Below are 26,388 nucleotides of genomic sequence, written 5' to 3'. Positions count from 1 at the left end.
TCTTTATAGTTGATAGTTTTTGGTTGATGGTTGATTTTGCAGGTGAAAATAGCAACCGTCAACTATATTAATTTTTTATAATAGTTAATAAACCTATTCAACAGCTTTTTGCAAGTCTGAATCTGTTCAAAAGCAATATTGAAATTATTTTCATCTATGTATTTTTGGTCAAATGCTAAATAATATTGTGTTTCTAATTCATATAATGATCCTCTCGAAATATGAAGAAAATGTATTGTATCTTTTGATGTTTGGCGTCCACAACCTTCAGCAATATCTTAATCTGCTATATTAGGGTTTAACCATTTCATTGCATAATCTGTAGGAACGTTTCGGCGTTTGGCGTAATCGACTACCTGATCTTCTTTTATTTTTCCAAGTCCGAAGTATTTACTTTTCGGATTTCCAAAATAATATCCTGAAACAGATGACGCCGGCCACATTGCCATACTTTCCGTCAGAGTTACTCCAATTTCGTCTGCTACATTCAGGAGTTTCCAGATTGTTGGTTTCTCTAAGTGATCCGGACAAGCGGGATAACCTGGCGCAGGACGAATCCCTTTGTAATTTTCTTCGATCAAATCTTCTGTCGAAAGGGATTCTTCGGCATCATAACCCCAGAATTCCTGACGTACTTTTTCGTGAAGATATTCGGCAAAAGCCTCAGCAAAACGATCCGCTAATGCTTTTACCATAATGGAATTATAATCGTCCAAATCTTTTTCAAATTCGGCTGCCCATTCATCAACCCCAAAACCTGTTGTTACGCAAAATGCTCCTATATAATCTGTAATTCCAGAGTCTTTTGGCAATATAAAATCAGACAAAGCGATGTTTGGTGCTCCTTTTGTTTTCTGCGATTGCTGACGAAGCGTTAAGAATTTCTCCAGAACTTTTCCGTTTTCATCACGCAATTCGATATCATCATCATCAATCTGGTTTGCGGGGAAAATACCGTAAATTCCTTTTGCTGATAATTTTTTCTCTGCCAGAATCACTTTCAGCATTGCCTGAGCATCTGCAAAAAGAGAAGTTGCTTCTACTCCCACAACCTCATCTGTCAGGATTGCCGGATATTTCCCGAACAATTCCCAGGTTCTAAAAAATGGTGTCCAGTCAATATACGGAACCAAAACATCCAGTTCTACCTCAACGATTTGTTTTCCAATTACTTTTGGCTTCGTAGGCGTATATTCTGCCCAATCCAATTGTAATTTATTTTTACGCGCTTGCTCGATTGTCAGGAAGTTTTTATCTCTCGAACGATTTAAAAACGTTTCTCTAAATGCATCATAATCGGCACGAATATCGCTTGCATATATTTTTCGGTTATGATCTAAAAGGTTTCCTGCAACAGTAACAGCTCTTGAAGCATCGTTTACGTGAATTACAGTTTCTCTATATTGTGGTGCGATTTTTACGGCCGTATGCGCACGTGAAGTGGTTGCACCACCAATCATAATCGGGATTTTAATTCCCTGCTTATCTAATTCTTTTGCCAGATAAACCATTTCGTCAAGCGAAGGGGTGATCAATCCGCTTAAGCCAATGATATCAACGTTGTGTTCTATCGCAGCGGCAATAATTTTTTCCGGAGGCACCATAACCCCAAGATCTACAATCTCATAATTGTTACAGGCTAAAACTACCGAAACGATGTTTTTACCAATATCGTGAACGTCACCTTTTACCGTTGCCATCAATATTTTTCCGTTTCCTTGTTTGTCTCCAGCTTGTTTACTTGCTTCGATATAAGGCAACAAGTAGGCTACGGCTTTTTTCATTACACGTGCCGATTTTACAACCTGAGGCAAAAACATTTTTCCGCTTCCAAACAAATCTCCAACCACATTCATTCCCGTCATCAAATTGATTTCGATAACTTCGATAGGTTTTACAGCGGCAAGACGGGCTTCTTCTACATCTATTTCGATAAAAGCATCAACTCCTTTTACCAATGAATGCGTAATACGTTCCTGAACCGTTCCTAAACGCCATTCCTGAATCGCTTTTTCATCACTTTTTACTTCGCCTTTTACGTTCTCAGCAAAATCTAATAAACGTTCTGTCGCGTCGTCACGTCTGTTTAAGATTACATCTTCAACGTGTTCTAATAAATCTTTAGGGATATCATCATAGATTGAAAGCATTTCCGGATTTACGATTCCCATCGTCATTCCGTTTTGAATTGCGTGGTATAAAAATACCGAGTGCATCGCTTCACGAACGTGATCATTTCCTCTAAAAGAGAACGACACGTTACTTACTCCTCCGCTAATATGTGCATGTGGCAAGTTATCACGAACCCATTTTGTACCTCTAAAAAAGTCCAAAGCATTCAGGCGATGTTCTTCCATTCCGGTTGCAACGGGAAAAATATTTAAATCGAAAATGATATCCTGTGGCGGAAAACCAACTTTATCAACCAAAATATCATACGAACGCTGACAGATTTCGACTCTTCGTTCAAAATTATCCGCCTGACCTACTTCGTCAAAAGCCATAATAATAGCCGCAGCTCCGTATCGTTTGATTAATTTGGCATGATGAATAAAGGCTTCTTCTCCTTCTTTTAGCGAAATCGAGTTTACAACACTTTTTCCTTGTACTACTTTTAAACCCGCTTCAATGATTTCCCATTTCGAGCTATCAATCATAATTGGTACTCTCGAAATATCCGGTTCTGATGCAATTAAATTCAAAAATTTAGTCATTGCCTGAACTCCATCAAGCATTCCCTCATCCATATTAATATCGATGATTTGCGCTCCTCCTTCTACCTGTTGTCTTGCAATATCAAGTGCCTCGTCATACTTCTCTTCCTTGATTAAGCGAAGGAATTTTCTTGAACCCGTAACATTCGTACGCTCGCCAATGTTTACAAAAACACTGGTAGGCGTGATAATCAACGGTTCTAATCCTGCTAATACAAGGTCTCTTCTGTTTTCTGCCATTTTTTTTTCAATTTTCAACGGAATAAATTCCATTGCTACAATATGTTTCGTTCCTCTGGAACTTTTATTTCAACGTCTTGCTTGTCTTTGCGAGGAACGAAGTCAGGCTGTGGGCTAACCACTTCTATCCCTCACGCGGTTTTGTGTTACAATTTGGCATTGCGAGAAACAAAGCAATATTTATATATTATATATCTCTTTTTTTTAAAGCAATACTCTCTTTGCAAACACTAACCAAGTATTTATATTAACTAGCTCTTATAATTTTAAAAACAATTAGTACTAATAGTACAGTTATATCCCCAAAAATTAACTTGATTTTGAACTTCAGCCAATTCAGAAACATCACAACAGATAGAGGTAAGTTTAGGATTATTTCCAAAATAGTAATTGTTCAAATTACTTCCGTTTTTTAACACCATGGATTGTAAATTTGCCATATTATAAATATCTAAATAATCAAGTTGAGGGCAATAACGTGCATCAAAACTAAATAAAAGATTATTGGATATATCTAAATTTTTTAATGCTGTCAAACCATTTAAATCGATTGTGGTTAACTTATTATTGTAGCCTCTGATAAAATTCAACTTACTACAATTACTTAATTTTAAATCTGATAAAACATTGTTATCACAATAAATATCCATTAAACTAATACAATTTGAAACATTCAAAAAGGTCATCTTATTATTAGAACAATGCAACGAACTTAAATTTTTTAAATTGTTAGCATCCAAAGACGTCAATAAATTATAAGATATATATAAGTAACTCAAATTTTTTAAAGGTCCAATTGTTAAAGTCGTTAATAAATTATTTGAACCTCTTAGATCACTAATTTTATTTGAGTTTTCAATGTTGAAACTGCTAATTTTATTTGATTCAAAATACACAGATTCAAGTGACGGCAATGAACTTAAATTTAAGGAAGTTAATTCATTTTGACTACACCAAAGAAATTTTAAGTTGGTCAAACCTTGTACATTTATATTAGTGATATTATTATATTCACAATATACTGTATGTAGTTTTTTTAGACTTGAAACATCTAAAACTTTAACCTTATTGCTTCTAAAAGATAAGTATTTAAGATTTCGAAAGGCAAGCAAGCCTTCCAATGAACTAATATTTGAATTATCAACAGTCAGTTCACTAATGTTTTCGGCTTCACAAACTTGAATAATCCCATCATTATTAGCATCAATTTTAGTTACAAAACCTTCTAAATTGGAAGCCACAACATTATTTAAGTCTGCGGTAGCAGATAATAATTTAGCTTTAAAGTTTGCATCTGGAATATTTACTGTTTGAGTGCAATTTTTATCAGAATTGATGTTCTTAGAATCATCATCAGAATTGGAACAACTTAAAAAAATCAAACTTAAACAAGTTAACCATCCAACAAAGTAACTTTTAGTATTCATAGTGTAATAGTTAGTATTTTATTTTTCATTGTAATTGTGAGTGAAATAAATCCAAATTCCCCCTAAGTACCAACAAAAATTTACAACAATCTTTTCTCGTTTATATTTACATTACCACGGAAGGAACTCTCGGCTTATAACCCTTCGCCACCTCAGCAATTAATCTAATATGATCCGGAGTTGTTCCGCAACAGCCACCAATTATATTAATTAAATTATCATCTAAATATTCTTTGATGAATGCCTGAGTTTGTTCCGGTGTTTCATCGTATTGTCCGAATGCGTTTGGCAATCCTGCATTGGGATGTGCCGAAACATTAAAACTTGTGTGCTGTGATAATGTTTTCAAGTACGGTTTCAACAAATCAGCTCCAAGAGCACAGTTAAACCCTACACTCAATAACGGAATATGCGAAACTGAAATCAGGAATGCTTCGACAGTTTGCCCGGAAAGTGTTCTTCCTGAAGCATCTGTAATAGTTCCTGAAACCATGATCGGGATATCAAGATTACGTTCGTCTTTTACTTCTTCAATCGCAAAAAGCGCTGCTTTTGCGTTTAAAGTATCAAAGATGGTTTCTACCAAAAGCAAATCACAACCTCCATCCATTAGCGCTTCTACTTGTTGTTTGTAGGCAATGCGCAAATCATCAAACGTTACGGCTCTGTATCCCGGATCGTTTACATCTGGCGACATACTCGCCGTACGGTTTGTTGGTCCTATTGAACCTGCAACAAAACGTGGTTTGTCCGGATTTTTGGCTGTAAATTCATCGGCTACTTCTCGGGCAAGTTTAGCCGATTCGTAGTTTAGTTCGTAAACCAAATCTTCCAGAAAGTAATCGGCCATACCAATTGTGGTTCCTGAAAAAGTGTTAGTCTCTACGATGTCTGCGCCGGCTTCGTAATAAGCGGCGTGGACATCGCGGATTGCCTGTGGTTGTGTTATGGATAGTAAATCGTTGTTTCCTTTTAATGGATGCGGGAAATCTTTGAAACGCTCTCCTCGAAAATCTTCTTCGGAGAAATTATAGCGCTGCAACATGGTTCCCATTGCTCCGTCAAGGATTAGGATATTTTTTTTTATTGCTTCCTGAATTGTTATTGCCATAGCTTTTGTCTTTTAGCTACTAAGACGCTAAGGCTCTAAGTTGCTAAGTTTTATTTAGTTTCTAATTATATACCTAACAGGTTTCAAAAACCTGTTAGGATACGTTATTTTGATTCACATTAATTCCAAAAATTCACTATTGTTGGCTCATTAGCCCCGATTACTTCACTTAATTTCTATTTTCATAGGAGTTCAGTGAACTTCGTTTGAGCCGCTATCCTCGCAATGAAATCGAGAGATATAGGCGAAAGCGGGAACGATTGACGGCAAAAATGCGTCAATGATTCGCTCATGATACCAAAGTGAATTCGGTAAAATTATATTGTAAGTTGTCAGGAAGAGTTTTGAGAAATACTTTTTATGTATTTGTGTTATCTATCTTAGATACTATGATTAGTACAAAGTAGAATGTAGCACCTTCTTTATGATAAAGGGTTGCTAAGGTTTCATTGGGTCTTTCCCTCCGCCTTTCGTGATAACTTTCAGTAATTTTAAGAACAGTGCAAAGTAAAGACATAACCTGAACAATTGCAAGTGTTTTTTTAAGTTTCTAAGAACTATCCCGATAGCTATCGGGACTGAGGTTCTAAGTTTAGGATTTTTTACATCTTTTTTTTTATTAAAGCTCCAGCGGAGCATAATATTTATAGCAAAAAGAAATATCATTCGAAGAAAGCTCCAGCGGAGCGATATCGTAATTACCGTAATATCGAATATGTCACCCCGATGGGGTTATGTTCATGACCAATTATCAATTCTATAAATATAACATCCCGATGGGATTAAATTTATTTAATTTAAATTCTTAATTATTTCTTCTTACTGGATTTTGCAAACGGATTAAAATCTAAACAAAGTTGTATCCAAAATGCTAAATCCTGACTTTTTTGCCAACCATTTTCTGTAACAAAAATGTAGTTTTTCATTGGTTTTTCTGCATTTGGCATTGGCAATACATCGTCTCTTTCTATTGCGGTTGCATACGCTTTATCATGGATTCTGCATAACAGAAGATTTTCTCCAATTTGTTTGTCAAGACGAGTTCCGCAACACAATTTATTATCTACCATAAAAACAAGCCCGCCAAACATTTTCTTTTCGAAAAATCGGCATCTTTATGTTGTAAAAATGTTCGGATTCTTTGTGCATTATTTTCGTCGAAAGCCATTTTTTTTTAAAGGTTCTGAGGTTCTGAGTTGCTAAGGTACTAAGTTTAGAATCTTAATAGTTTGTTTATATTTTGCGAATATTTCCATCACTTCTTCATGATCTGTAAATTCGTTATTCTCTACTTGTTTAAGTCCTATTTCAATTTCCTCTTTTTCTTCTTTTGATAAATTTTCAAACCAATCTTGCATATCTATTTTTTCAATATTATTTTTTTTTCTAAGCTCCAGAGGAGCATAATATTTATAGCCCCAAAAACAGCATTCGAAAAAAGCTCCAGCGGAGCGATATCTTAATTTTTTATGTTAATTATTTATATGTCACCCCCGATGGGGTTTCTCTCCAACAAATATCGTTAATTCTATAAATATTTCATCCCTCTGGGATTATCTTAAGACTTAAAAAGCCCAAACTTTAAAAGTTTGAGCTTCTATATAAAATCTTAGTCCCGATAGCTATCGGGATAGTCCCTTAGAAATTTAGACTCTTAGAGAATCGCCTTAACAACCGCTTTTGGAGCTTCTTTACGAGTTCCGTCAAAACCGTCTACTCCTGAAACTGTTGTATATTTCAACACATATTTTTTACCTGGATTGATGATTTGATATGCTGCCTGACACATTAAAGTCGCTTCGTGGAATCCGCAAAGAATCAATTTTAATTTACCCGGATAAGTATTAACGTCTCCAATGGCGAAGATTCCCGGAATATTAGTTTGATAATCTAATGCATTGTTTACTTTAATGGCATTTTTCTCTATATCTAATCCCCAATCTGCAATTGGTCCTAATTTTGGAGTTAATCCAAAAAGAGGAATAAAGAAATCTGTTTCGATTTTACGGTGTGCTCCGTTTTCTTCGATATCTAATGATTCAACATGCTCAGCACCATTGATTCCAATTACTTCTGCAGGAGTAATTAATTTAATTTTTCCGGCTGTTTTTAATTCCTGTACTTTTTCTACAGAATCTAGAGCTCCTCTAAATTCGTTTCTACGGTGAATTAATGTTACTTCTGAAGCTACATTTGCTAAGAAGATACTCCAGTCTAAAGCTGAATCTCCTCCACCGGCAATTACAACTCTTTTATCTCTGAATTTTTCAGGATTTTTAATAAAGTATTTTACTCCTTTATCTTCATAAAAATCGATATCTTCAATAAGTGGCTTACGAGGCTCAAAACTTCCTAAACCTCCAGCAATAGCAATAACCGGCGCGTGAAATTTAGTTCCTTTATTTGAGGTTACAATAAAACTTCCGTCTTCTTGTTTTTCGATTGTCTCTGCACGTTCTCCTAATGTATAACCTGGTTCAAATTGTTTAATTTGTTCTTGTAAGTTATCAATTAAATCTCCTGCTAAAACTTCCGGAAAACCAGGAATATCATAAATAGGTTTTTTAGGGTACAATTCTGAAAGTTGCCCCCCTGCTTGTGGTAAAGCATCTAAAATATGGCATTTTAATTTTAATAAACCTGCCTCAAAAACGGCAAATAAACCTGTTGGCCCTGCTCCAATTATAAGTATATCTGTTTTAATCATTATGTTGTTGTTTATAATCATTCTTAATAATACAAAGAAACGAATAATTTATTCTAATGTCAAATGATTTTTATCATTGATTTCCTTGCGAAATTTTTCATCGGGTTAATCCCGATAGCTATCGGGACGACGTTATAATATAATTCGTCCTTCCGGAATCATCGGGTTAAAACCCGACGCTACAAAATTTGTCGTTCCTCCGGAACTCTTTTATTATTCTCTATTTTTTAATGAAGCGGTAATCTCGTTCATCTTTTTAACCTTGTCTTCAAAATTGCCTTTCAATGTCTTCCTGTATTCATTGAGGTTTTCAACCATTTGATTGATATCCTCCGGAATTACCTCTTCAAAAAATTCCCGTAGCCTTTTGGCTGTTGTTGGTGATTTTCCGTTGGTCGAAATGGCAATTTTTACATTCCCTTTCGTTACGATTCCACCTAAATAATAATCACATAAATCCGGTGTATCGGCAATATTGCAAATCAAATAACGTTTTCGGGATAAATCGTATACCTTTTTATTGACTTCTAAATCATCTGTACAGGCGATTACCATGTGACGTTTTTTGAGCATTTTCTTTTTGAACTTCGATGTTGTTAATGTAACCGAAGGGTGATTCTCTGCCAAAACCTTTATTTCTAAATGGAAATTTGGTGCTACAACCTCAACATTTGCATTGGGACTCGACTTTAATAAAAAAGAGAGTTTTTCTAACCCAACGTTTCCTCCGCCAACAATCAGAACATTTAGATTGTGTAGTTTTAGGAATATTGGGTATAATTCATTTTGTTCCATTATAATTTAATTTCATCCAATCAAAATTAGATGATTTTTTATTCTATTCAGGTTAAAAATCTGATTTTTATATGTTTTATTCTATACGTACATCGGGTTGGAATCCTAAATTATCTCAATTCTATCCGTACATCTCTATCCGTACATCGGGTTAAAACCCAACGCTACAAAATTTGTCGTTCCTCCGAAACTTTATCTTGCGATTTCTTTTGAAAGGAATTCTTCATAAAATCCTTTTAATTTATTGCTTTCACGAACAACCTCACCAAGAACGATAATTGCGGGTGATCCCAGTTTTTTTTGCTCTACAATTTCTAAAATCGAATCTACTGTCCCAACACCTACTTTTTCATTGGCTGTTGTACCGTTTTGAATGATTGCAACGGGTAAATTTCCTTTCTCTTCTTTTTGAAATAAATCTATAATTTGAGGTAATTTGTGCATTCCCATCAAAATAACAACTGTTGCAGAAGATTGTGCAGCCAAAGCTACATCTGAAGACAGTTTTCTGTCTGAAGTTGTTCCGGTAATCGCCCAAAAACTTTCTGAAACGCCTCTTTTAGTTATCGAAATTCCCTGACTTGCAGGAACAGCAACAACTGAAGAGATTCCGGGAATTACAAACGTTTCGATTCCGAAACTTTCTACAAATTCTATTTCTTCGCTTCCACGCCCAAAAATAAACGGATCTCCACCTTTTAAACGTACTACGTTTCCGTATGTTAAAGCATTATCAACAATCAACTGATTGATTTGATCTTGCGTATAGGCGTGATTTCCTATCTTTTTTCCAACAAAAATTTTGATGGCATTTTTAGGCGCGTGTGCTAATATTTCGTCATTGGCCAAGGCATCGTACAAAACCACATTTGCTTCAGCTAGTGCTTTTACGGCTTTTAGCGTAAGCAAATCAGGATCTCCGGGCCCTGCGCCAACTAAAGTTACTTTGGGTTTTATTATTTTATGCATTTGCCAATTCTTGAGCTCTGTATTTTTCTATAGTATCAAAAAATGAAATTCCTTGCTGAATATATGCTTTTGCAAATGTTTCTGATGGTTCATTTTGATTGATTTGGTACACTAATTCTCTAAATGTTGTTGGCAATTCTATCTTCGAAGTTGCTATAAAAACAGTATCAAATAGGTCTACAATTCCAGCGTGATTATTTGTTTTTTCATTTTCTGAAAGCAATAAAGCTTTTGCACCATTTACAAATCCTGCATAAGCATGATAAATCGCATCTGACCATTTATTCTCGTCGAATGATTCTTGTGCAAAAGTCAATTTGTCTTTGGCTTCCAGTAATAACGTAGCGACTAAATCGATGACTACTCCGGCACATTCTCCTACTCCAACTGCTTTTACATAGTTATCGGCATTACCCCAATCTACAAAATCAGCTTCGGTTAAATTGGTTACGTCTGCGAAAGGTTTTAAAATTTCATAGAAATATTTCTCTCCTTTCAGATCATAATAATTCAGAAATTTTTCTCCGTTTGCATTGGCATCAAAGTCATTTAAGATCGTACGTAATGCATCCGGCCCTCTACGGCTTGGAATTTTGATTACTTTATCTGCAAAACGTCCTGATCCATTGCCTAATTTTCCTCCGCCCAACAAGACCTGCAAAGCCGGAGCTACCAGTTTTCCTGAATTGATAGACATTCCCTGAAAACCAATTGCCGACATATTGTGTTGCCCGCAGGCATTCATACAACCACTAATTTTGATTTCGATCTCGTGATTGTTTAGATATTTCGGATATTCTGCATTTAGCACTTTTTCAAGTTCTTCTGCAATTCCGGTACTACTTGCAATCCCCAAGTTGCAAGTATCTGTACCGGGACATGCCGTAATATCTGCTGTAGAATTATACCCTAAATGAACAAAGTCCAGCTTGGCTAATTCCTGATAAAAGAAAGGTAAGTTTTCTTCTTTTACGTGACGTATTACAATATTTTGACGCAATGAAAAACGTAACTCGTTTGCGGCGTAATTTTTTATTAAATCGGCTAATAATCTGGCTTTATCGGTATAAAAATCGCCTAATAAAACTTTGATCCCAATAGCATAATAACCTGTTTGTTTTTGTGCAATTACATTCGATTTTTTCCAAGCTTCATACGCTGCGGTATCTTCTATAGTAACGGCTGGTGCTGTTAATAATGGCTCCGGAATTGGTCCGTCAAAAGCTGTTGTGTCGATTTCGTAAGTTTCAAAAGCGATTGCTTTTTTCTCTTTTTCAACCAAATCAAGAAAAACATCTCTTCCCATTTCTTTGATTAAAAATTTCATACGTGCTTTCATTCTTTTAGCACGTTCTCCATATCGGTCAAAAATACGAATTACCCCTTCTGCTGTTGGAATGATTTCATTTGCCGGAACAAATTCGGTAAGCAATTCGGCATGTGCCGGCTGAGATCCCAGACCTCCGCCTAACATGATTTTGAAACCACGAACGCCATCAACAATTTTAGGGATAAAGCCTAAATCGTGTAAATAACTCAAAGCAGTATCTTCGTCTGAAGAAGAGAACGAAATTTTGAATTTACGTCCCATCTCCTGACAGATTGGGTTTCTTAGTAAGTATTGAAATAAAGCATGTGCATAAGGCGAAACATCAAATGGTTCGTTTACATCTACTCCAGCCAATTCGCTTCCGGTAATATTTCTAACGGTGTTACCGCAAGCTTCACGCAAGGTAACGTCGTCTTTTGCTAAATTTGCCCAAAGTTCAGGTGTTCTGTCCAGACTTACATAGTGAATCTGAATGTCCTGACGTGTTGTAATGTGCAAACGTCCGGTAGAATATTCATCAGAAACTTTTGTAATTCGGACCAATTGTTCACTGGTCACTTTGCCATAAGGCAATTTGATACGAATCATTTGAACGCCTTCCTGACGTTGTCCGTAAATTCCGCGTGCCAAACGAAGACTACGAAAACGCTCATCATCAATTTTTCCTCCACGAAATAAATGAATCTTTTTTTCTAAATCGATGATCTCTTTCTGAACAATCGGATTTTCTATTTCTGTTCTAAAACTTTCCATATTTCTTTAGTTGTTGGTTGTCAGTTGTTGGTTGTTGGTTTGTTGGCAGAATAACTATCAACTAAAAACCATCAACGATCAACTAGCGAATGAATCCTACTCCCGCTGTGGTATTGGTTGCTGTATCAATTAAGATAAAGGCTCCGTTTGACTTATTATCGTTGTAGGCATCAAAATATAATGGTTTACTTAACTTGATGCTTACTTCTCCTATTTCGTTTATCGCTAATTGCGACGCTTCTTTTGTTCCTGAATAATCTGTTGAGATGGTATTTTTGATACTTTCTACTTTCGCCAAAACAGCGTTTGTGTTGTGTTGTACAATATATTTTGTACCTGCAACGAGTTTTTTACTGTCCATCCAGCAAACGGTTGTACTGATTTCTTTTTCAATTTTTGGAAGTTCTGATGATTTTACAATCATATCGCCTCTTGTAACATTGATATCATTTTCTAATTCGATCGTAATCGAAGAACCTGCAACAGCTTCATCATATTGTTTATCGAAAAAATGAATTTTGGATACTTTTGATTCTGTTAGAGAAGGTAAAACAGTTACAGCATCTCCTACTTTAATGGAGTTTCCGTACAGTTTCCCCGCATACCCTCTAAAATCATGGTATTCTTCTGTTTTTGGACGAATTACGGTCTGAACCGGAAAACGTGCTTTGCCTGTTTCAAAAACATCTTCAGAATCTAATCCTTCCAGATGCTCCAGAACGGTTTGACCGTCGTACCAAGGCATATCTTTTGACTGATCTACTACGTTTCCACCGTTGATCGCGCTTAGCGGAATGTAACTTACGTTTTGTTCCTTGAAAGTACTTTTAGCATTTAGAGCCTGAAAATCGGCTTTGATCTTATTGAAAACTTCTTCTGAATAATCGACTAAATCCATTTTGTTAATCGCAACAATTACCTCTTTTACTCTCAGTAAATTATTGATAAAAAAGTGACGGTAGGTTTGCTCAATAACTCCTTTTCTGGCATCGATTAAAATGATAGAAACCTGAGAAGTCGACGCTCCTGTAACCATGTTTCTCGTATATTCTACGTGACCGGGAGTATCAGCAATTATGTAACTTTTTTTTGCAGTCGAAAAATAAATATGCGCAACATCAATCGTAATCCCCTGTTCTCTCTCTGCTACCAAACCATCTGTTGCTAACGAAAAATCCAGATAATCGTATCCTTTTTGTTTACTGCTTTTTTCGATTGCTTCAATCTTATCGGTCGTCAATGATTTTGTATCATACAATAATCTTCCAATCAAAGTACTTTTTCCGTCATCTACACTTCCTGCTGTTGCTATTTTTAAAACTTCCATTCTTTTTTGTTGTTGGTTGTTGGTTTATGGTTGTTGGCTTTCTAAAACATCAACTAAAACCATCAAAATATTAAATCTGCTCTTTTATGTTATTGTTGTATTTATTGAAGTTTTCAGCTATTAACTAAAAACTATCAACCAACAACTTAAAAGTATCCTTGTTGTTTTCTCTTTTCCATTGCAGCTTCAGAACGTTTGTCATCGATTCTGGCACCTCTTTCAGAAATAGTTGATTCTCTAATTTCTCCTACCACTTCTTTAATTGTTGCAGCATAAGATTCAACAGCAGCCGTACAACTCATATCCCCAACGGTTCTGAAACGAACAATTCTTTCTTCGATTTGTTCGTCTTCTTCCTGATACACATAAGGAGAATGTGACCAGATTAAACCGTCTCTCAAAAAAACTTTTCTTTTATGCGAAAAATAGATCGATGGAATTTCGATGTGCTCTTTTTCGATATAACTCCACACATCTAATTCTGTCCAGTTCGAAATTGGGAAAACGCGAACGTTTTGACCATTTTCTATTTTTCCGTTTAAAATATCAAATAACTCAGGGCGTTGATTTTTTTCGTCCCATTGTCCGAAATCATCACGTACTGAAAAAATACGTTCCTTGGCTCTTGCTTTTTCTTCATCACGACGTGCACCACCAATACAAGCATCAAACTTAAATTCTTCGATTGCATCTAAAAGTGTTGTCGTCTGCAAACTATTTCTACTGGAGTATTTTCCTGTTTCTTCCACTACTTTTCCTTCATCGATAGCATCCTGAACATTACGAACAATTAGTTCTAATCCTAACTCTTCTACCAATTTATCTCTAAAAGCAATAGTTTCAGGAAAGTTATGTCCTGTATCAACATGCAATAAAGGAAACGGAATTTTAGCAGGAAAAAATGCTTTTTGTGCCAAACGCACTAATGTTATAGAGTCTTTTCCTCCAGAAAAAAGTAAAACAGGTTTGTCAAATTGTGAAATTACTTCTCTGAAAATGTATATCGCTTCACTCTCTAAAGCGTTTGTTTTTAATACTGAACTTGAACTCATTTGATATTTTGTTTAATGCCTGACAGTTTTTTAGTTTTAGATCGCTGTGAGTTTAATCTAAAACCTGTAAGACTATCGTTATTCTGTGTTTTTTGTTTTTATTTTTTCAACGGATTTCAATTCGTTGTTTCACGACTTTGCCATCATCAATCTCCATCGGGTTGAAATTTCACATTACAATCTTCAACCTCCCCCGGATTAAAATCCGGCGCTACAATATAAATCGTTCCTCCTCGTCCATCGGGTTGAAACCCGACGCTACAATATAAATCGTTCCTCCGGAACTTTATCTATTGTCTTGAATCTATATTCTTTATTCTATTCTCTTTCTTCTCTACTCTTTCTTCGCACTATGCAAACCACACTCTTTATGACTTGATTCCCACCACCATCTTCCGGCTCTGATATCTTCACCAGGAAAAATTGCTCTTGTACATGGTGCGCAACCTATGCTTACGAAGCCTTGTTTGTGTAAGGCATTTTGGGGAACATTGTTTTCTGATAAATAGGTTTCAACTTCTTCTAAAGTCCATTTTAATAAGGGGTTGAACTTTATAATTTCGAATCCTCCATCATATTCAAACAATTGTAAGTCGTTTCTATTCTCAGATTGTTCTGCTCTTAAACCCGTTATCCAAACTGAGTTTCCTGCTAAAGCTTTTCGTAGCGGAACTACTTTACGAATAAAACAACACTCTTTTCTGTTTTCTACCGAATCATAGAAGCTGTTTGGTCCTTTTTGTTTTAGTAAATTTTCTACTGCTGTTGCTTCCGGAAAATAAACTTCGATAGGTTTTTTATATTTTTTTAATGTTTTATGAAAAACATCGTAAGTCTCCTGAAATAATCTTCCGGTATCTAAGGTAAAAACGGTAATATCAGTATTGCTTTTTGCAATAAAATCTGTGATTACCTGATCTTCCTGACCAAAAGAAGTCGAAAAAATTACTTTTCCGGGATATTCATTTGCTAAAAAAACCAAGGTTTCATCCAGCGAAAAATCTTTTGTTTTATCTAATAATGATTGTATAGTCGCACTCATATTCTCTTTCTTTCCCTCTAAAAAACGTATTACAATAATTTAGACAATGTTTTTAAACTCAATAGTATAATTAATATTCCAACCGCTACCATCATTGGTTTTCTTTTAATTTTATTAACCAGATAAGCTGCTAATGGTGCTGCAATTACTCCTCCTAAAATCAACCCTATAATCACCTGCCAACCATGAATTCCTCCAAAAAGCATAAAAGTGATTCCGCTCGCAAATGAAATCGCAAACTCGGCTGCATTAACAGAACCAATTGTATATCTTGGATTTCTCCCTCTTCCTAATAATGTTGATGTTACAATTGGACCCCAGCCGCCACCGCCAACTGAATCCATAAAACCTCCAAAAGTGGCTAAATATCCTAATTTTGTCGTTTTCTTTTTTACAATAGTTTTAGACAATGCTTTTTTGATAATAATAGCTGCCAAAATGATCATGTAAACTGCAATAAAAGGCTTAATAATGTCGCCATTGATTACATCTGACAATAAATAAGCTCCTGTTATTGAACCTAAAACGCCTGGAACCAGCAAATGTTTTACGAGTTTTTTATTGATGTTTCCAAAACGATGATGAGAAAGTGCCGATGCTCCCGTTGTAAACATTTCAGAAACGTGAACCGCAGTACTACTTACAACTGGTGGAACTCCGTAAGCCAATAAAAATGAAGTTGATGTTGCTCCGTAACCCATTCCTAATGTTCCGTCTACTAATTGAGCAAAAACTCCAATAGCAAAAAATGCTAAAAACTCCTCATTAAATCCATTAACTAATCCATCTACTGAAAACTCAGCATAGTGGTTGTATATCAATGTAGATAATAAACCTACTAACAAAACAACAGGTATCACAACCCATAATTTTTCTTTTATTGATGCATCAGACCTAAAATCATAACTATTTATTTTCAATTCTTTTTCCATACGCTACGGCTGGTTTTGAGCTTTAAATCTATTACCCTATCGGGTTAATAGATTACTATGCAAAATTAGTACTTATTTCTAAATATCAAAACATTATTTAATTTTTTTACAACTCTAATTCTCTTTTGGTTAAGCAAACCGTTATTTTAAATAATATAACAAATTGGCTCGTTAATCAAAAAATCGTATTGTACTGTATTACAATATAATAAATAATTAAAGATATCCATTTACAAATATAGCATTTTAAAGTCTACCATATCCATAGGATAATTATAAAATTGTTGTTATTTTTACTTCAAATTTTTATTCATGGATTTTCAAATAGGTCTTGTAATTGCAGGTTTGGTTGTTGGGTTTGTTGTTGGGTTAACGGGTGTAGGAGGCGGTTCGTTAATGACGCCTATTTTATTGTGGTTTGGTATTCCGCCCACAACAGCAGTTGGCACAGATTTATTATATGCTGCTTTTACCAAAATGGGGGGCGTATTTGTACATCATAAAAAAGGCAATATCAACTGGTCAATCACGGGCTGGCTTACTCTTGGCAGTGTTCCGGCAGCTTTAGTAACTTTATGGATCTTAAATAGCATCAAAACAGATATTACAACTATAAATGCGGTAATAAAATACAGTTTAGGCTGGGCATTACTTTTTACCTCTATTGCCATTTTATTTAAAAAGAAACTATTAGTACTTTCTCAAAAACATGCAGGTGACCGTTTTCATAGTGAGAGTCATACTCAAAATATGCTAACTATTGGAATTGGGGTTTTATTAGGTGCAACAGTAACACTAACATCTATAGGTGCTGGTGCTTTAGGCACAGTTACTCTGTTTTTTCTATACCCACTTTTGCCAACACCACGTTTGGTAGGAACGGAGATTGCTCATGCTGTTCCGCTAACTCTTGTTGCCGGAATTGGTCATGCTTCGATGGGAAATTTAGATTTACTTTTACTGGGACAATTATTAATGGGATCACTTCCCGGAATTTTTATAGGAAGTATGTTAAGCGGAAAAGTGCCTGATTCATGGCTTAGAAATGCTATTGCAGTTATGCTTTTTTTAGCCGGATATAAACTGATTTTTTAAAACAGTTTTTTTTTACCAGATAAGTTTATTTTAGACTTTGTGGTATAGCTGAATTAAATGAACTTATATAGTTTAAAATGCAATATCTGCCAAGGAGTTACTTTCAAGAATTTTAAGTGTATTGTCTCTCACTTCCATCATTAAACGTCTTGCTGCACAGGTTGTTTCATCATCGCAATCATCGCATCTTTCATAAAAGTTATGACTTGCACAAGGCAATAACGCAATTGGACCTTCAAGAATTCTATACACTTTTGCCATGCTAATATCTTTAGGATCTTTTATAAGATAATAACCTCCTCCTTTTCCTTTTTTAGCACCCAAAAACCCGGAGTTTCTAAGCAACAACAATATGCTTTCTAAGAATTTTATCGAAATATGTTCGCTTTTCGCAATTTCGGCAATTTGTACAGGATCATTATTTTCTCTTCTGGCCAAATAAGTCAAGGCTTTAATTCCGTATTTTGTTTTCTTTGAAAGCACTATATAAATTTTAGATTGCAGAATGTAGATTTCAGATTTTCATCTAAAATAACAAACTACATATTTTTCTGCAACAAAAATAGGCTTTTTGGACGAGAATACTAACACAATCAATAAGTAAGTTCTACTAGATTAGTATAGTTTAATTTATTTCTTCTTTAATACCTATTAAATTGAATTCATGAAACATTTTCACATTCTCGTCTAATACTTTTTTGTTAACAACATAGGTATTAGAAAGAGAATCATGCCACAATCTTCCTGACTTACCTAAAAATGATAGCGGATCAAAAGGAATCAAACGACAAAGAGTTCTTATAAAAATAACATCAAAGCCTGGTTTTATTCCATTTTTGTCAACTACAATTGTACCAGTCATTAATTTCCCAAATGATCTTCCAAAAAACCATTCCATAACTAAATAATTAAGCATTAAAAAAACGAATAAAACTGAATAGGTATAATTAATAATAATTTTATCCCAAATTGAAAATATTTCCTACCATCAAAACAACAAAACTAAAAGCAAATATTGAAACAAAGACAAAAAAGAAATCCAAAATACAACTTATAAAACGTCTTCTATCTGAAGCCCACACTCTTTTATCTATAATATAAATAGGATTCTTCATGTATTTAAATTATTTAAAAACAAAAATATACTTTTAGTACAACAGATGTTATAAAAGAAGATGACGACTTTTAACTATAATAAATTTACAGTCAAAAATCGCCATTTATAGTATAATCTAATATCTAAAATCAGAAATCTAAAATTACTTAAGAAAGCGCTTGTTTTAGATCAGCAATAATATCTGCTACGGTTTCTAAACCTACAGAAACACGCACTAAACCTTGTGTAATACCAACTGCCAATTGATCTTCTTCAGACAATTTGCTGTGTGTTGTTGAAGCCGGATGTGTTACAATTGATCTTGTATCGCCAATATTAGCTGATAGTGAACAAAGTTTTATTTTATCTAAAAATTTTCTCCCTGCTTCTATCCCGCCTTTGATTTCAAATGCAATAATATTACCTCCTAATTTCATTTGCTTTTTGGCAATTTCGTATTGCGGATGCGATTTCAGGAAAGGATATTTTATGCTGTTTACATTTGGATGTGCTTCTAAAAACTCAGCTACTTTTAAGGCATTTTCGCAATGTTTTTCGACACGAATTGCCAGAGTTTCTAAACTTTTTGATAAAACCCAGGCATTAAACGGCGACAAAGCCGGACCTGTATTTCTTGAAAACAGGTAAATCTGTCTGATTAGATCTTCGCTACCAACGGTAACTCCGCCTAAAACACGTCCCTGACCGTCGATTAATTTCGTTGCAGAATGCACAACTAAATGGGCTCCAAATTTTAAAGGTTGCTGGATATAAGGTGTTGCAAAACAGTTGTCTATTATTAATATCAGATTGTGTTTTTTGGCAATATCTCCTAACAATTGCAAATCAATTACATCGACACCCGGATTTGTAGGTGACTCTGCGTATAATATTTTTGTGTTTGGTTTTATTAACGCTTCAATCGTTTCCGGTTTATTGATCTCAAAATAGGATGTCTCAATATTCCATTTTGGAAAATAAGTTACAAACAATGCATGAGTTGAACCAAAAACGCTGCTTGCCGAAACAATGTGATCACCTGCATTTAATAAAGCTGCAAATGTTGAATATACTGCTGCCATTCCGGTTGCAAAAGCATAACCTGCCTCTGCACCTTCCATTTTACAAATTTTATCTACAAATTCAGTTGTGTTTGGATTGCTGAAACGGCTGTAAATATTTCTTTCTTTTTCTTCTGTAAAAGAAGCTCTCATATCTTCTGCATCTTCAAATACAAAGCTTGACGATAAGTATAGTGGCACCGAATGCTCGAGATATTGTGTTCTTTCTAATTGTGTTCTTATGGCCAGAGTTTCAAAGCCAAATTCTTGTTCGTTCATTGTGTGTTTTTTGTTTTTTTTTGTTTCAGGTTTCAAGTTTTGCGTTAAGCAAAAAACAAAACTTAAGATCTAAAATAAAACGAGTCAATTTCATTTATACTCGATCTGAGCATTATCTAATTGACTAATTTTCTAATTTATAATGCTTCGTTGTTCAGGACAACTTTATATTTAATTGTAGCAGTTGGTTCAACCGTTTTGGCTACTGAACAATATTTCTCGAAAGAAAGTTGTGCAGCACGATGTGCCTTTTCCGGGTTGATATCTCCTTCTAAATAAAAAACTACATTGATTTCTTTAAAAGGTTTTGCTTCTCCAATTTGTACGCGTTCTCCTTCGACCTCAGCATTAAATGCCGTTATTTCCTGACGTTGTTTCTTTAATATCGAAATCATATCAATGGCACTGCATCCTGCAACTCCCATTAATACTAACTCCATTGGACTTGCACCCAAATCGCTTCCGCCAAACTCGGCTCTGCTATCAACATCAACTACATGACCACGTTCATTTTTGAGTTTAAAATGAAACGCGTCGTTTACTCTGTTTAAGGTTACTTTCATGTTATTTGTTTTTTGTTTTTTTTTGCTGAGTACATAATTCTAAAATCTGCACACTAAAATCTAAAATCGTTTTACCCTTTATCAGATAATCTCAGGATATCCCCAAAAACGCCTCTTGCTGTTACGGCAGAACCTGCACCGGCTCCCTGGATTACAATTGGACGATCTCCGTAAGATTCTGTATAAATTTCGAAGAAAGAATCTGATCCTTTTAATCCGCCCAGAGCTGTGTCTGACGGAACTGATACCAATTTTACTTCGAGAATTCCTTTGTCATTTTGCAAATCTCCAGACAATTCGCCAATGTATCTTAATACATGATTTGGCTTTTGATCTGCTTTTATTTTCTCATAAATTGGGTCAAATTCTTTTAATTTTGTCAGGAAATCAGAAACATTGCCTTCGCGTAAATGTTCCGGAATCAGGTTCTGAATTGAGATTTCTTCAAACTCATTTTGCAGATCCAATTCTCTTGCCAGAATCAATAATTTTCTTCCCACATCATTTCCGCATAAATCCTCACGCGGGTCCGGTTCTGTGTATCCATTATCAATTGCTTCTTGCAATATCTGACTAAACGGAGCATCTTTTGCAGAGAAATTATTGAATAAATAACTTAATGTTCCTGAGAAAACTCCTTTTATTTTCGTGATATTTTCACCTGAAAGGTGTAACAATTTTATGGTATCAATTAATGGTAAACCGGCACCAACATTGGTTTCATACAAATAATTTTTCTGATTATCTGCCAAAGCTTTTCTTAGTTCTTTATAGAAACCATAACTTAATGTATTGGCCACTTTATTTGAAGAAATCAAATCAAAACTACTCTCTGCCAGCGTGATATAATTTTCTACAAAAGTGGCACTTGCTGTATTATCAATCGCAATTAAGTTCTCCAGATGGTGTTGGTTGGCATAAGCAATTACATCATTGATTGTATATTCAAGCCCATCTTTTTGGATGTCGTTTTTCCAGTCAGCAGTTACGCCATTTTTATTTAAAAGCAATTTCTTAGAATTTGCAATCGCAAACACATTTAGTTTAATGTCTTTACGCTTTTCGATCGCGGCAGCCGATTCTAAGATTTGATTGATTAATGTTCCGCCTACTAATCCATGACCAAAAATAGCAATATTGATTTTTTTAGAAACTCCAAAAATCTCTCCGTGAATTACATTTAAGGCTTTGTTTAGTTCTGCTTTTTTAACCACCAAACTCACATTCTTGCCCGTAACGGTGTTGTTAAACAATATTGGAACTATTTTATTTTTGATTAAAGCGGTATAAGGCTTATGAAAAGTACTTAGATCCTGACCAATAATCGAAATTACCGAAACATTATCTGTAACCGTTATTTGGTTTACATCTTTAGAATAAAAGTCGTTTTCGAATTCTTTCTCTAATTCGACCATTGCAGTTGTTGCTTTTTCTGTTGCTACAACAAGGCCAATGCCTCTTTCTGATGAACCTTGCGAAATGATACTTACACTGATATTATGATCGCCCATTACTTTAAAAATTCGGGCATCTACACCCGCTTTCCCTAGTAATCCGCGTCCTTCAAGATTAACCAGTGATACGTTTTCTAAAACCGAAAGGGTTTTGATTCCTTCTTTAGCCGAATCTGAAGTGATTAAAGTTCCGCGGTTTTCGTGATTGAAAGTATTTAAAATACGAAGCGGGATATTTTTTTCTAATAAAGGAATTATCGTTTTGGCGTGCAGAATTGTTGCTCCAAAATTCGCCAATTCATTTGCTTCATTAAAAGATAAAAATTCAATTTTTTTGGCATCGGCTACTAAATCCGGATTTGCGGTATAAATTCCGTCAACATGCGTGAAGTTTTGTAACTCTTCGGCATTTAGATAATTAGCAATTAACGATGCTGTATAGTTACTCCCGTTTCGACCTAAAGTTGTCGTATCGTTATTATTGTTTGAACCAATAAAACCGGTTACGATATTAACGGTTACACCATTATGCTCTTTAAAATAATTGATGACATTTTTCTTAGAAAGTTGTTCTAATGGTTGTGCATCACCAAATTTAGAGTCGGTTTTTAGTAATTCTCTGGAATCAACAAAATTAGCCGGAACTCCTTTTTCTTTTAAAATTGCTGTTAATAATTTAGCCGAAAGCAATTCGCCTTTAGATAAAATCTGATCTTTGATTTTGTTGCTGTAATCTCCAATTAAGCTAACTCCTTCAAATAGTTTTTCTAAAATATTAAATTCTTCGGATAAATCTACTTGTGGATAATCTGAAATCTGATAGGTTTTAAAATTCTCAAATAATGGTTTGTAATTGCCATTTTTAGCAGCAAGTTTCAAAATATATTCTAATTCGTCTGTTGCCTTTCCGCGAGCCGAAACGACAACGGCAATTTGTTCTCCTTGATTTACTTTATCAGAAATGATTGAAACTACTTTGTTAAGTCCTTCTCCGTTTGATAATGATTTGCCTCCAAATTTTAATATTTTCATTTTATTTTTCTATTGTTTCTGCCTTAAAAATATCGGCAAGTAAATGATCTAATTGTTTGTACTCTATTAAAAAAGCGTCATGTCCGTGAACCGAATCTATTTCGCTGTAAAAAACATTGTCTTTAAACTTCTTTAATTCCTGAAAAGTTTCGCGATTTTCTTTTGGCGTAAAAAACAAGTCTGAGTTGATTCCGATAATGTGAATCGCGGCATTTGTTCTGGACAATAAAGTTTCGAAATCGTCACTATTTCTGGTAATATCTATGGTTTTGAGCAATTGGTTCATCAATTTATACGATGACAATTGGTATCTCTTTTGTAATTTTTGACCGTGATGTGCCAACCAGCTTTCTATATTAAAAATCAGCAGGTCGTTATTGGTTGTTCTTCGAAATTTTTCTTTGAATGATTCAGGAGAGCGATAGCACAACATGGCATGAATTCTGGCATCTTCGATAGGTTTTGAAGAATTGTTCAGGATTTGCTCTTGTAAATAACAATTTGCAATCATCCAGTCTGTAGATTTCCAGTCGGTTGCAATTGGTATCAGGTTTTGAGTAATGTTGGGTTCTAATGCAAGAATTTCCCATGCAATTCCTCCGCCCACAGACCCACCAATAATGGTGTGTACTTGTGCGATATTTAAAGCCGCTAAACCTTTTATAAAAATTCTGGCAATATCTCTTGTTGTAAAATCCTGATAGTTTTCGATTATAAACGAATGATTCCCATTTCCCGGAACGTCGAATGCTAATACGGTATATTTGTTGGTATCGATTGTTTTTTCGTCGCCAATTAAATCATTCCACCAACCATTTTCACCTGTTACCTGAGCGTTTCCGGTTAAAGCGTGATTAACCAGCACTACAGGCGCACTGTGCAATGGTAAACCAAAAAGTGTAAAACTTAATGGCAATAATGGATATGATGCACCACTTTCTGTGATGAAATCCTGAATTATAATGGGACTTGGTATATTTTCCAATTTCAAATCTTTTTAATTTTGATTTGTATGTGGAAATATTAGAAAGAAAGTACTAGAGTGAAACTAGAAAAATTCTTGTTGTTATCTTTCCACGTTTGGGCGTGGTAGAATGCAGCACCTTCTTCGATTTAACGAAGGGTTGCTAAGGATTCATCGGGTCTAATCCCTCGTCCTTTCTTTATAACATTTCAATACGTTTTTGAACTTAAAGATGCAAATTAACTACTAATTTCTTAAACAAACAAATTTTATCGAAACTGATTCCTCGATTTCTTAAACATAATTCAAACAAAAACTATTGTACGCAAAAAATTACCGAACTATTTGCTCAGTAAATTTAAGCAGGTATTACCCTATTTTATGATACTTTTTGATTTAGATAAAAAGTGTTTCATTTTCTTTTGAATACATCAAAAACAATAATGAGTTTGGCTCTTTTTTCTCTGCTATTTTATCAGCCTCTGCAATCCCAAATCTGGGATGTACCAATTCGTTTGTTGGTGGCGGTGCATTGTTTCTTTTAGCTCTCAAGTTTTTCAATGTAGAAAAAGTTTTTGTTATGTAGTTTAATTTGCTCATGATATTTAAGTTTATGTTAGTTTGTGTTTTATACTATTATTCTTTGTTTAATTTTTTGTTATGGCAACCAAATGGAATAAAAAAACCCTTTTGGGTTTGAATACCAAAAGGGTTTAAGTTTTTTACAACTTATATATACTTTTAGTATCAACAGACGCGTACACAAATACGTGCGACATTAGACATAAACATCTTGTTCATCTGTAGGGATTTATTCATCTTTGATTTGCTTGCTATTTTAAAAAATTCTTGCATTTGTTTGTTTTTATTAGCTTCTCGAAACTATTGAAATATTTTAACTTTCTCTTCTTTTAAAAATCAATAAGAATTAAAGTTATTCAACTTTTGTCCCGATCGACATAACTATTATCAGAATAGTTAAGTTATTTTATTTGTAGCTTTTGAGGTGTTACAAATGTGCGAATATTTTTTCAATTATACAAGTGAGAATCAACAAATTAATCTTAAAAAACGTTAAAAAACAGCATTTAAACGTTAAAAAACATCTTACAAAAATTATTTTTTATTTATTAGATGTAAAAACCTACAAAAAATAACACAATAAACTTTCCTGTTTCAATATATCAAAGAACAACTAACTACTATTGGAAACCACTTACGACCAAACTGCTTCTTTATTTTTAATTTTTTCAGCAACTTTCAAAATGTCAGTTATTATCCCTCTTGAAATGGCTTGCTTGCATGCCGAAGCACTTTGAATTGCTATTGGAACATCTGCGTAAGATTGTGTGTAGATTTCGAAAATTGTATCTGATCCTTTCAATTGTCCAATCGCTGATGTAACAGGCTCTGAAACTAATTTGACTTCTAAGGTGTTTTTCTGTACATCAAACTCTCCAACATATCTTAATACATGATTGTCTGACTGGGTAATTTTTGCAATTTTAAACGATCTGTCGACTGCATCCTTATTAAGTATTCCGTTGGGTTCTAAATGCTGTTCGGTAATAAGAGGATGAATTTTTATATCTGACAATTCAAAATCCTTTCCAATTTCTCTGGTCAGAATCAGTAATTTTCTTGCGGTATCATTTCCGGATAAATCCTCTTTGAAGGTCGAACGCATTAAACCAAGCAAGCTTGCATCTTTTAGAAGAGACGAAAAGGTCGTTTCTTCACTGGCAAACCTATTAAACACATAACTCAGGTTATCTGAAAAAACACCTCGTATCTTCGTGATCTTTTCGCCCGAGTAATACAAATCTCTTAAGGTTTGCAAAACGGGAAAACCTGTGTCGACGGATGTTTCATACAAAAATTCTTTGTCGTACTTTTTAAGATTTGATCTAATCTCTTTATACAAATCAATTGGCAAGGTATTGGCTTTTTTATTTACCGCTACAATATTAAAGCCGTTCTCGATCAGGGTATTATAATGATGAATTAACTCATCACTTGCCGTTGCATCAACTGCAATTAGATTTTCAAATTCGTTTTCTTTGGCAAATTCAATAATATCCTGCACTTTAAACGGAACTGCCAATTCAAGAAAATTGGTTTCCCAGGCATATCCAACGCCTTCTTTCTCGAAAAAGGCAACTGTAGAGTTTGTGATTATCGGGAAATGAAAATCGACATTTTTACTTTCCAGAAAAAACTCCTGACTTTCGATAATTTGATTAATCAAAGTACTTCCGATATTTCCAATTCCAAAAAGGATGATATTTATTTTAAGCTTTGACATAATTTTTTAATTTATTGGGGGTTAATTAAACCTTAAAATATTTTAGACGCACTGCTGTGCGCCTCTACATATATATTAATTTCTTTATTATAAAAAATCACCTCTAGCAGAACTCACGCTACTAAAGGCAATTTTTCAAA

The 26,388-nt window shown here is 34.6% G+C and carries 23 protein-coding genes and 2 riboswitches; of the genes, 1 reads left to right on the top strand and 22 read right to left on the bottom strand.

What is annotated here, in order from left to right; all coding sequences use genetic code 11:
• Positions 1-62 precede the first annotated feature (62 nt).
• The 14 genes from B0A64_RS02120 to B0A64_RS02055 all read right to left on the bottom strand — a co-directional run bounded on the left by B0A64_RS02120 (position 63) and on the right by B0A64_RS02055 (position 16,399).
• Positions 63-275 carry a four helix bundle protein gene (locus tag B0A64_RS02120; protein WP_089477945.1) on the bottom strand — a complete coding sequence of 71 codons (213 nt, stop codon included), beginning with the start codon at positions 273-275 and terminating at the stop codon, positions 63-65.
• A 3-nt stretch (positions 276-278) separates the two neighbouring features.
• Positions 279-2,996: a methionine synthase gene (gene metH / locus B0A64_RS02115; protein ID WP_262495523.1), complete on the bottom strand. Its 2,718-nt coding sequence runs from the start codon at positions 2,994-2,996 to the stop codon at positions 279-281.
• Positions 2,997-3,220: 224 nt separating this feature from the next.
• Positions 3,221-4,381: a leucine-rich repeat domain-containing protein gene (locus B0A64_RS02110; protein ID WP_089477874.1), complete on the bottom strand. Its 1,161-nt coding sequence runs from the start codon at positions 4,379-4,381 to the stop codon at positions 3,221-3,223.
• A gap of 106 nt (positions 4,382-4,487) precedes the next feature.
• Entirely contained in the window at positions 4,488-5,492 is a 1,005-nt protein-coding gene (locus B0A64_RS02105) for a homocysteine S-methyltransferase family protein (protein ID WP_089477873.1), read from the bottom strand.
• 368 nt (positions 5,493-5,860) lie between these two features.
• Positions 5,861-5,974, bottom strand: a riboswitch (SAM riboswitch).
• 327 nt (positions 5,975-6,301) lie between these two features.
• Positions 6,302-6,583: a TfoX/Sxy family protein gene (locus B0A64_RS02100; protein WP_244285327.1), complete on the bottom strand. Its 282-nt coding sequence runs from the start codon at positions 6,581-6,583 to the stop codon at positions 6,302-6,304.
• A gap of 108 nt (positions 6,584-6,691) precedes the next feature.
• A complete protein-coding gene (locus tag B0A64_RS02095) occupies positions 6,692-6,850 on the bottom strand; it encodes a hypothetical protein (protein ID WP_244285326.1) in 159 nt (52 codons plus the stop codon).
• Positions 6,851-7,146: 296 nt separating this feature from the next.
• The gene (locus B0A64_RS02090; protein WP_089477871.1) at positions 7,147-8,199 is read right to left on the bottom strand and encodes an NAD(P)/FAD-dependent oxidoreductase; all 1,053 of its coding nucleotides are present in this window, start codon (positions 8,197-8,199) and stop codon (positions 7,147-7,149) included.
• A gap of 213 nt (positions 8,200-8,412) precedes the next feature.
• On the bottom strand, positions 8,413-8,994 hold the full coding sequence (locus B0A64_RS02085; protein ID WP_089477870.1) for a precorrin-2 dehydrogenase/sirohydrochlorin ferrochelatase family protein: 582 nt from the start codon (positions 8,992-8,994) through the stop codon (positions 8,413-8,415).
• Between the two features lie 192 nt (positions 8,995-9,186).
• Positions 9,187-9,963, bottom strand: coding sequence for a uroporphyrinogen-III C-methyltransferase (gene cobA, locus B0A64_RS02080; protein WP_089477869.1), 777 nt, complete (start codon positions 9,961-9,963; stop codon positions 9,187-9,189).
• Positions 9,956-12,046 (bottom strand): nitrite/sulfite reductase, encoded by a 2,091-nt coding sequence (locus tag B0A64_RS02075; RefSeq protein WP_089477868.1) that lies wholly within the window; start codon positions 12,044-12,046, stop codon positions 9,956-9,958. Before B0A64_RS02075 ends, cobA begins: the two co-directional genes overlap by 8 nt.
• A gap of 82 nt (positions 12,047-12,128) precedes the next feature.
• Positions 12,129-13,373 (bottom strand): sulfate adenylyltransferase subunit 1, encoded by a 1,245-nt coding sequence (locus tag B0A64_RS02070; protein ID WP_089477867.1) that lies wholly within the window; start codon positions 13,371-13,373, stop codon positions 12,129-12,131.
• A gap of 146 nt (positions 13,374-13,519) precedes the next feature.
• The gene (cysD, locus tag B0A64_RS02065) at positions 13,520-14,425 is read right to left on the bottom strand and encodes a sulfate adenylyltransferase subunit CysD (protein ID WP_089477866.1); all 906 of its coding nucleotides are present in this window, start codon (positions 14,423-14,425) and stop codon (positions 13,520-13,522) included.
• Positions 14,426-14,759: 334 nt separating this feature from the next.
• Positions 14,760-15,467: a phosphoadenylyl-sulfate reductase gene (locus B0A64_RS02060; RefSeq protein ID WP_089477865.1), complete on the bottom strand. Its 708-nt coding sequence runs from the start codon at positions 15,465-15,467 to the stop codon at positions 14,760-14,762.
• Positions 15,468-15,496: 29 nt separating this feature from the next.
• Entirely contained in the window at positions 15,497-16,399 is a 903-nt protein-coding gene (locus B0A64_RS02055) for a sulfite exporter TauE/SafE family protein (protein WP_089477864.1), read from the bottom strand.
• A 312-nt stretch (positions 16,400-16,711) separates the two neighbouring features.
• On the opposite strand from B0A64_RS02055, the gene B0A64_RS02050 reads away from it, so the two are divergent.
• The gene (locus tag B0A64_RS02050) at positions 16,712-17,494 is read left to right on the top strand and encodes a sulfite exporter TauE/SafE family protein (protein ID WP_089477863.1); all 783 of its coding nucleotides are present in this window, start codon (positions 16,712-16,714) and stop codon (positions 17,492-17,494) included.
• 72 nt (positions 17,495-17,566) lie between these two features.
• Here the strand turns inward: B0A64_RS02050 and B0A64_RS02045 are convergent, their stop codons facing one another.
• The 8 genes from B0A64_RS02045 to B0A64_RS02010 form a co-directional block, all read right to left on the bottom strand.
• The gene (locus B0A64_RS02045; protein ID WP_089477862.1) at positions 17,567-17,977 is read right to left on the bottom strand and encodes an RrF2 family transcriptional regulator; all 411 of its coding nucleotides are present in this window, start codon (positions 17,975-17,977) and stop codon (positions 17,567-17,569) included.
• 142 nt (positions 17,978-18,119) lie between these two features.
• Positions 18,120-18,410, bottom strand: coding sequence for an RDD family protein (locus B0A64_RS25470; protein WP_244285325.1), 291 nt, complete (start codon positions 18,408-18,410; stop codon positions 18,120-18,122).
• Positions 18,411-18,757: 347 nt separating this feature from the next.
• Entirely contained in the window at positions 18,758-19,930 is a 1,173-nt protein-coding gene (locus tag B0A64_RS02035) for a trans-sulfuration enzyme family protein (RefSeq protein WP_089477944.1), read from the bottom strand.
• 137 nt (positions 19,931-20,067) lie between these two features.
• Positions 20,068-20,493: an OsmC family protein gene (locus tag B0A64_RS02030; protein WP_089477861.1), complete on the bottom strand. Its 426-nt coding sequence runs from the start codon at positions 20,491-20,493 to the stop codon at positions 20,068-20,070.
• Between the two features lie 71 nt (positions 20,494-20,564).
• Positions 20,565-22,979 carry a bifunctional aspartate kinase/homoserine dehydrogenase I gene (gene thrA / locus B0A64_RS02025; protein ID WP_089477860.1) on the bottom strand — a complete coding sequence of 805 codons (2,415 nt, stop codon included), beginning with the start codon at positions 22,977-22,979 and terminating at the stop codon, positions 20,565-20,567.
• 1 nt (position 22,980) lies between these two features.
• Positions 22,981-23,964 (bottom strand): alpha/beta fold hydrolase, encoded by a 984-nt coding sequence (locus B0A64_RS02020; RefSeq protein ID WP_244285324.1) that lies wholly within the window; start codon positions 23,962-23,964, stop codon positions 22,981-22,983.
• 78 nt (positions 23,965-24,042) lie between these two features.
• Positions 24,043-24,151, bottom strand: a riboswitch (SAM riboswitch).
• 188 nt (positions 24,152-24,339) lie between these two features.
• A complete protein-coding gene (locus B0A64_RS02015) occupies positions 24,340-24,543 on the bottom strand; it encodes a hypothetical protein (protein WP_089477858.1) in 204 nt (67 codons plus the stop codon).
• Between the two features lie 616 nt (positions 24,544-25,159).
• Entirely contained in the window at positions 25,160-26,248 is a 1,089-nt protein-coding gene (locus B0A64_RS02010) for a homoserine dehydrogenase family protein (protein ID WP_089477857.1), read from the bottom strand.
• Positions 26,249-26,388 lie beyond the last annotated feature (140 nt).

The organism is Flavobacterium araucananum (assembly GCF_002222055.1).
In the GTDB taxonomy this organism is placed as follows: domain Bacteria; phylum Bacteroidota; class Bacteroidia; order Flavobacteriales; family Flavobacteriaceae; genus Flavobacterium; species Flavobacterium araucananum.
Note: the sequence above shows the minus strand (reverse complement) of the source record. Positions and strands in the feature narration are given on the sequence as shown.

Coding starts and splice junctions, on each gene's coding strand:
- B0A64_RS02110 (WP_089477874.1), bottom strand. CDS start 4,381: ATGAATACTAAAAGTTACTTTGTTGGATGGTTAACTTGTTTAAGTTTG.
- B0A64_RS02105 (WP_089477873.1), bottom strand. CDS start 5,492: ATGGCAATAACAATTCAGGAAGCAATAAAAAAAAATATCCTAATCCTT.
- B0A64_RS02100 (WP_244285327.1), bottom strand. CDS start 6,583: ATGTTTGGCGGGCTTGTTTTTATGGTAGATAATAAATTGTGTTGCGGA.
- B0A64_RS02095 (WP_244285326.1), bottom strand. CDS start 6,850: ATGCAAGATTGGTTTGAAAATTTATCAAAAGAAGAAAAAGAGGAAATT.
- B0A64_RS02090 (WP_089477871.1), bottom strand. CDS start 8,199: ATGATTAAAACAGATATACTTATAATTGGAGCAGGGCCAACAGGTTTA.
- B0A64_RS02085 (WP_089477870.1), bottom strand. CDS start 8,994: ATGGAACAAAATGAATTATACCCAATATTCCTAAAACTACACAATCTA.
- cobA (WP_089477869.1), bottom strand. CDS start 9,963: ATGCATAAAATAATAAAACCCAAAGTAACTTTAGTTGGCGCAGGGCCC.
- B0A64_RS02075 (WP_089477868.1), bottom strand. CDS start 12,046: ATGGAAAGTTTTAGAACAGAAATAGAAAATCCGATTGTTCAGAAAGAG.
- B0A64_RS02070 (WP_089477867.1), bottom strand. CDS start 13,373: ATGGAAGTTTTAAAAATAGCAACAGCAGGAAGTGTAGATGACGGAAAA.
- cysD (WP_089477866.1), bottom strand. CDS start 14,425: ATGAGTTCAAGTTCAGTATTAAAAACAAACGCTTTAGAGAGTGAAGCG.
- B0A64_RS02060 (WP_089477865.1), bottom strand. CDS start 15,467: ATGAGTGCGACTATACAATCATTATTAGATAAAACAAAAGATTTTTCG.
- B0A64_RS02055 (WP_089477864.1), bottom strand. CDS start 16,399: ATGGAAAAAGAATTGAAAATAAATAGTTATGATTTTAGGTCTGATGCA.
- B0A64_RS02050 (WP_089477863.1), top strand. CDS start 16,712: ATGGATTTTCAAATAGGTCTTGTAATTGCAGGTTTGGTTGTTGGGTTT.
- B0A64_RS25470 (WP_244285325.1), bottom strand. CDS start 18,410: ATGCTTAATTATTTAGTTATGGAATGGTTTTTTGGAAGATCATTTGGG.
- B0A64_RS02035 (WP_089477944.1), bottom strand. CDS start 19,930: ATGAACGAACAAGAATTTGGCTTTGAAACTCTGGCCATAAGAACACAA.
- B0A64_RS02030 (WP_089477861.1), bottom strand. CDS start 20,493: ATGAAAGTAACCTTAAACAGAGTAAACGACGCGTTTCATTTTAAACTC.
- thrA (WP_089477860.1), bottom strand. CDS start 22,979: ATGAAAATATTAAAATTTGGAGGCAAATCATTATCAAACGGAGAAGGA.
- B0A64_RS02015 (WP_089477858.1), bottom strand. CDS start 24,543: ATGAGCAAATTAAACTACATAACAAAAACTTTTTCTACATTGAAAAAC.
- B0A64_RS02010 (WP_089477857.1), bottom strand. CDS start 26,248: ATGTCAAAGCTTAAAATAAATATCATCCTTTTTGGAATTGGAAATATC.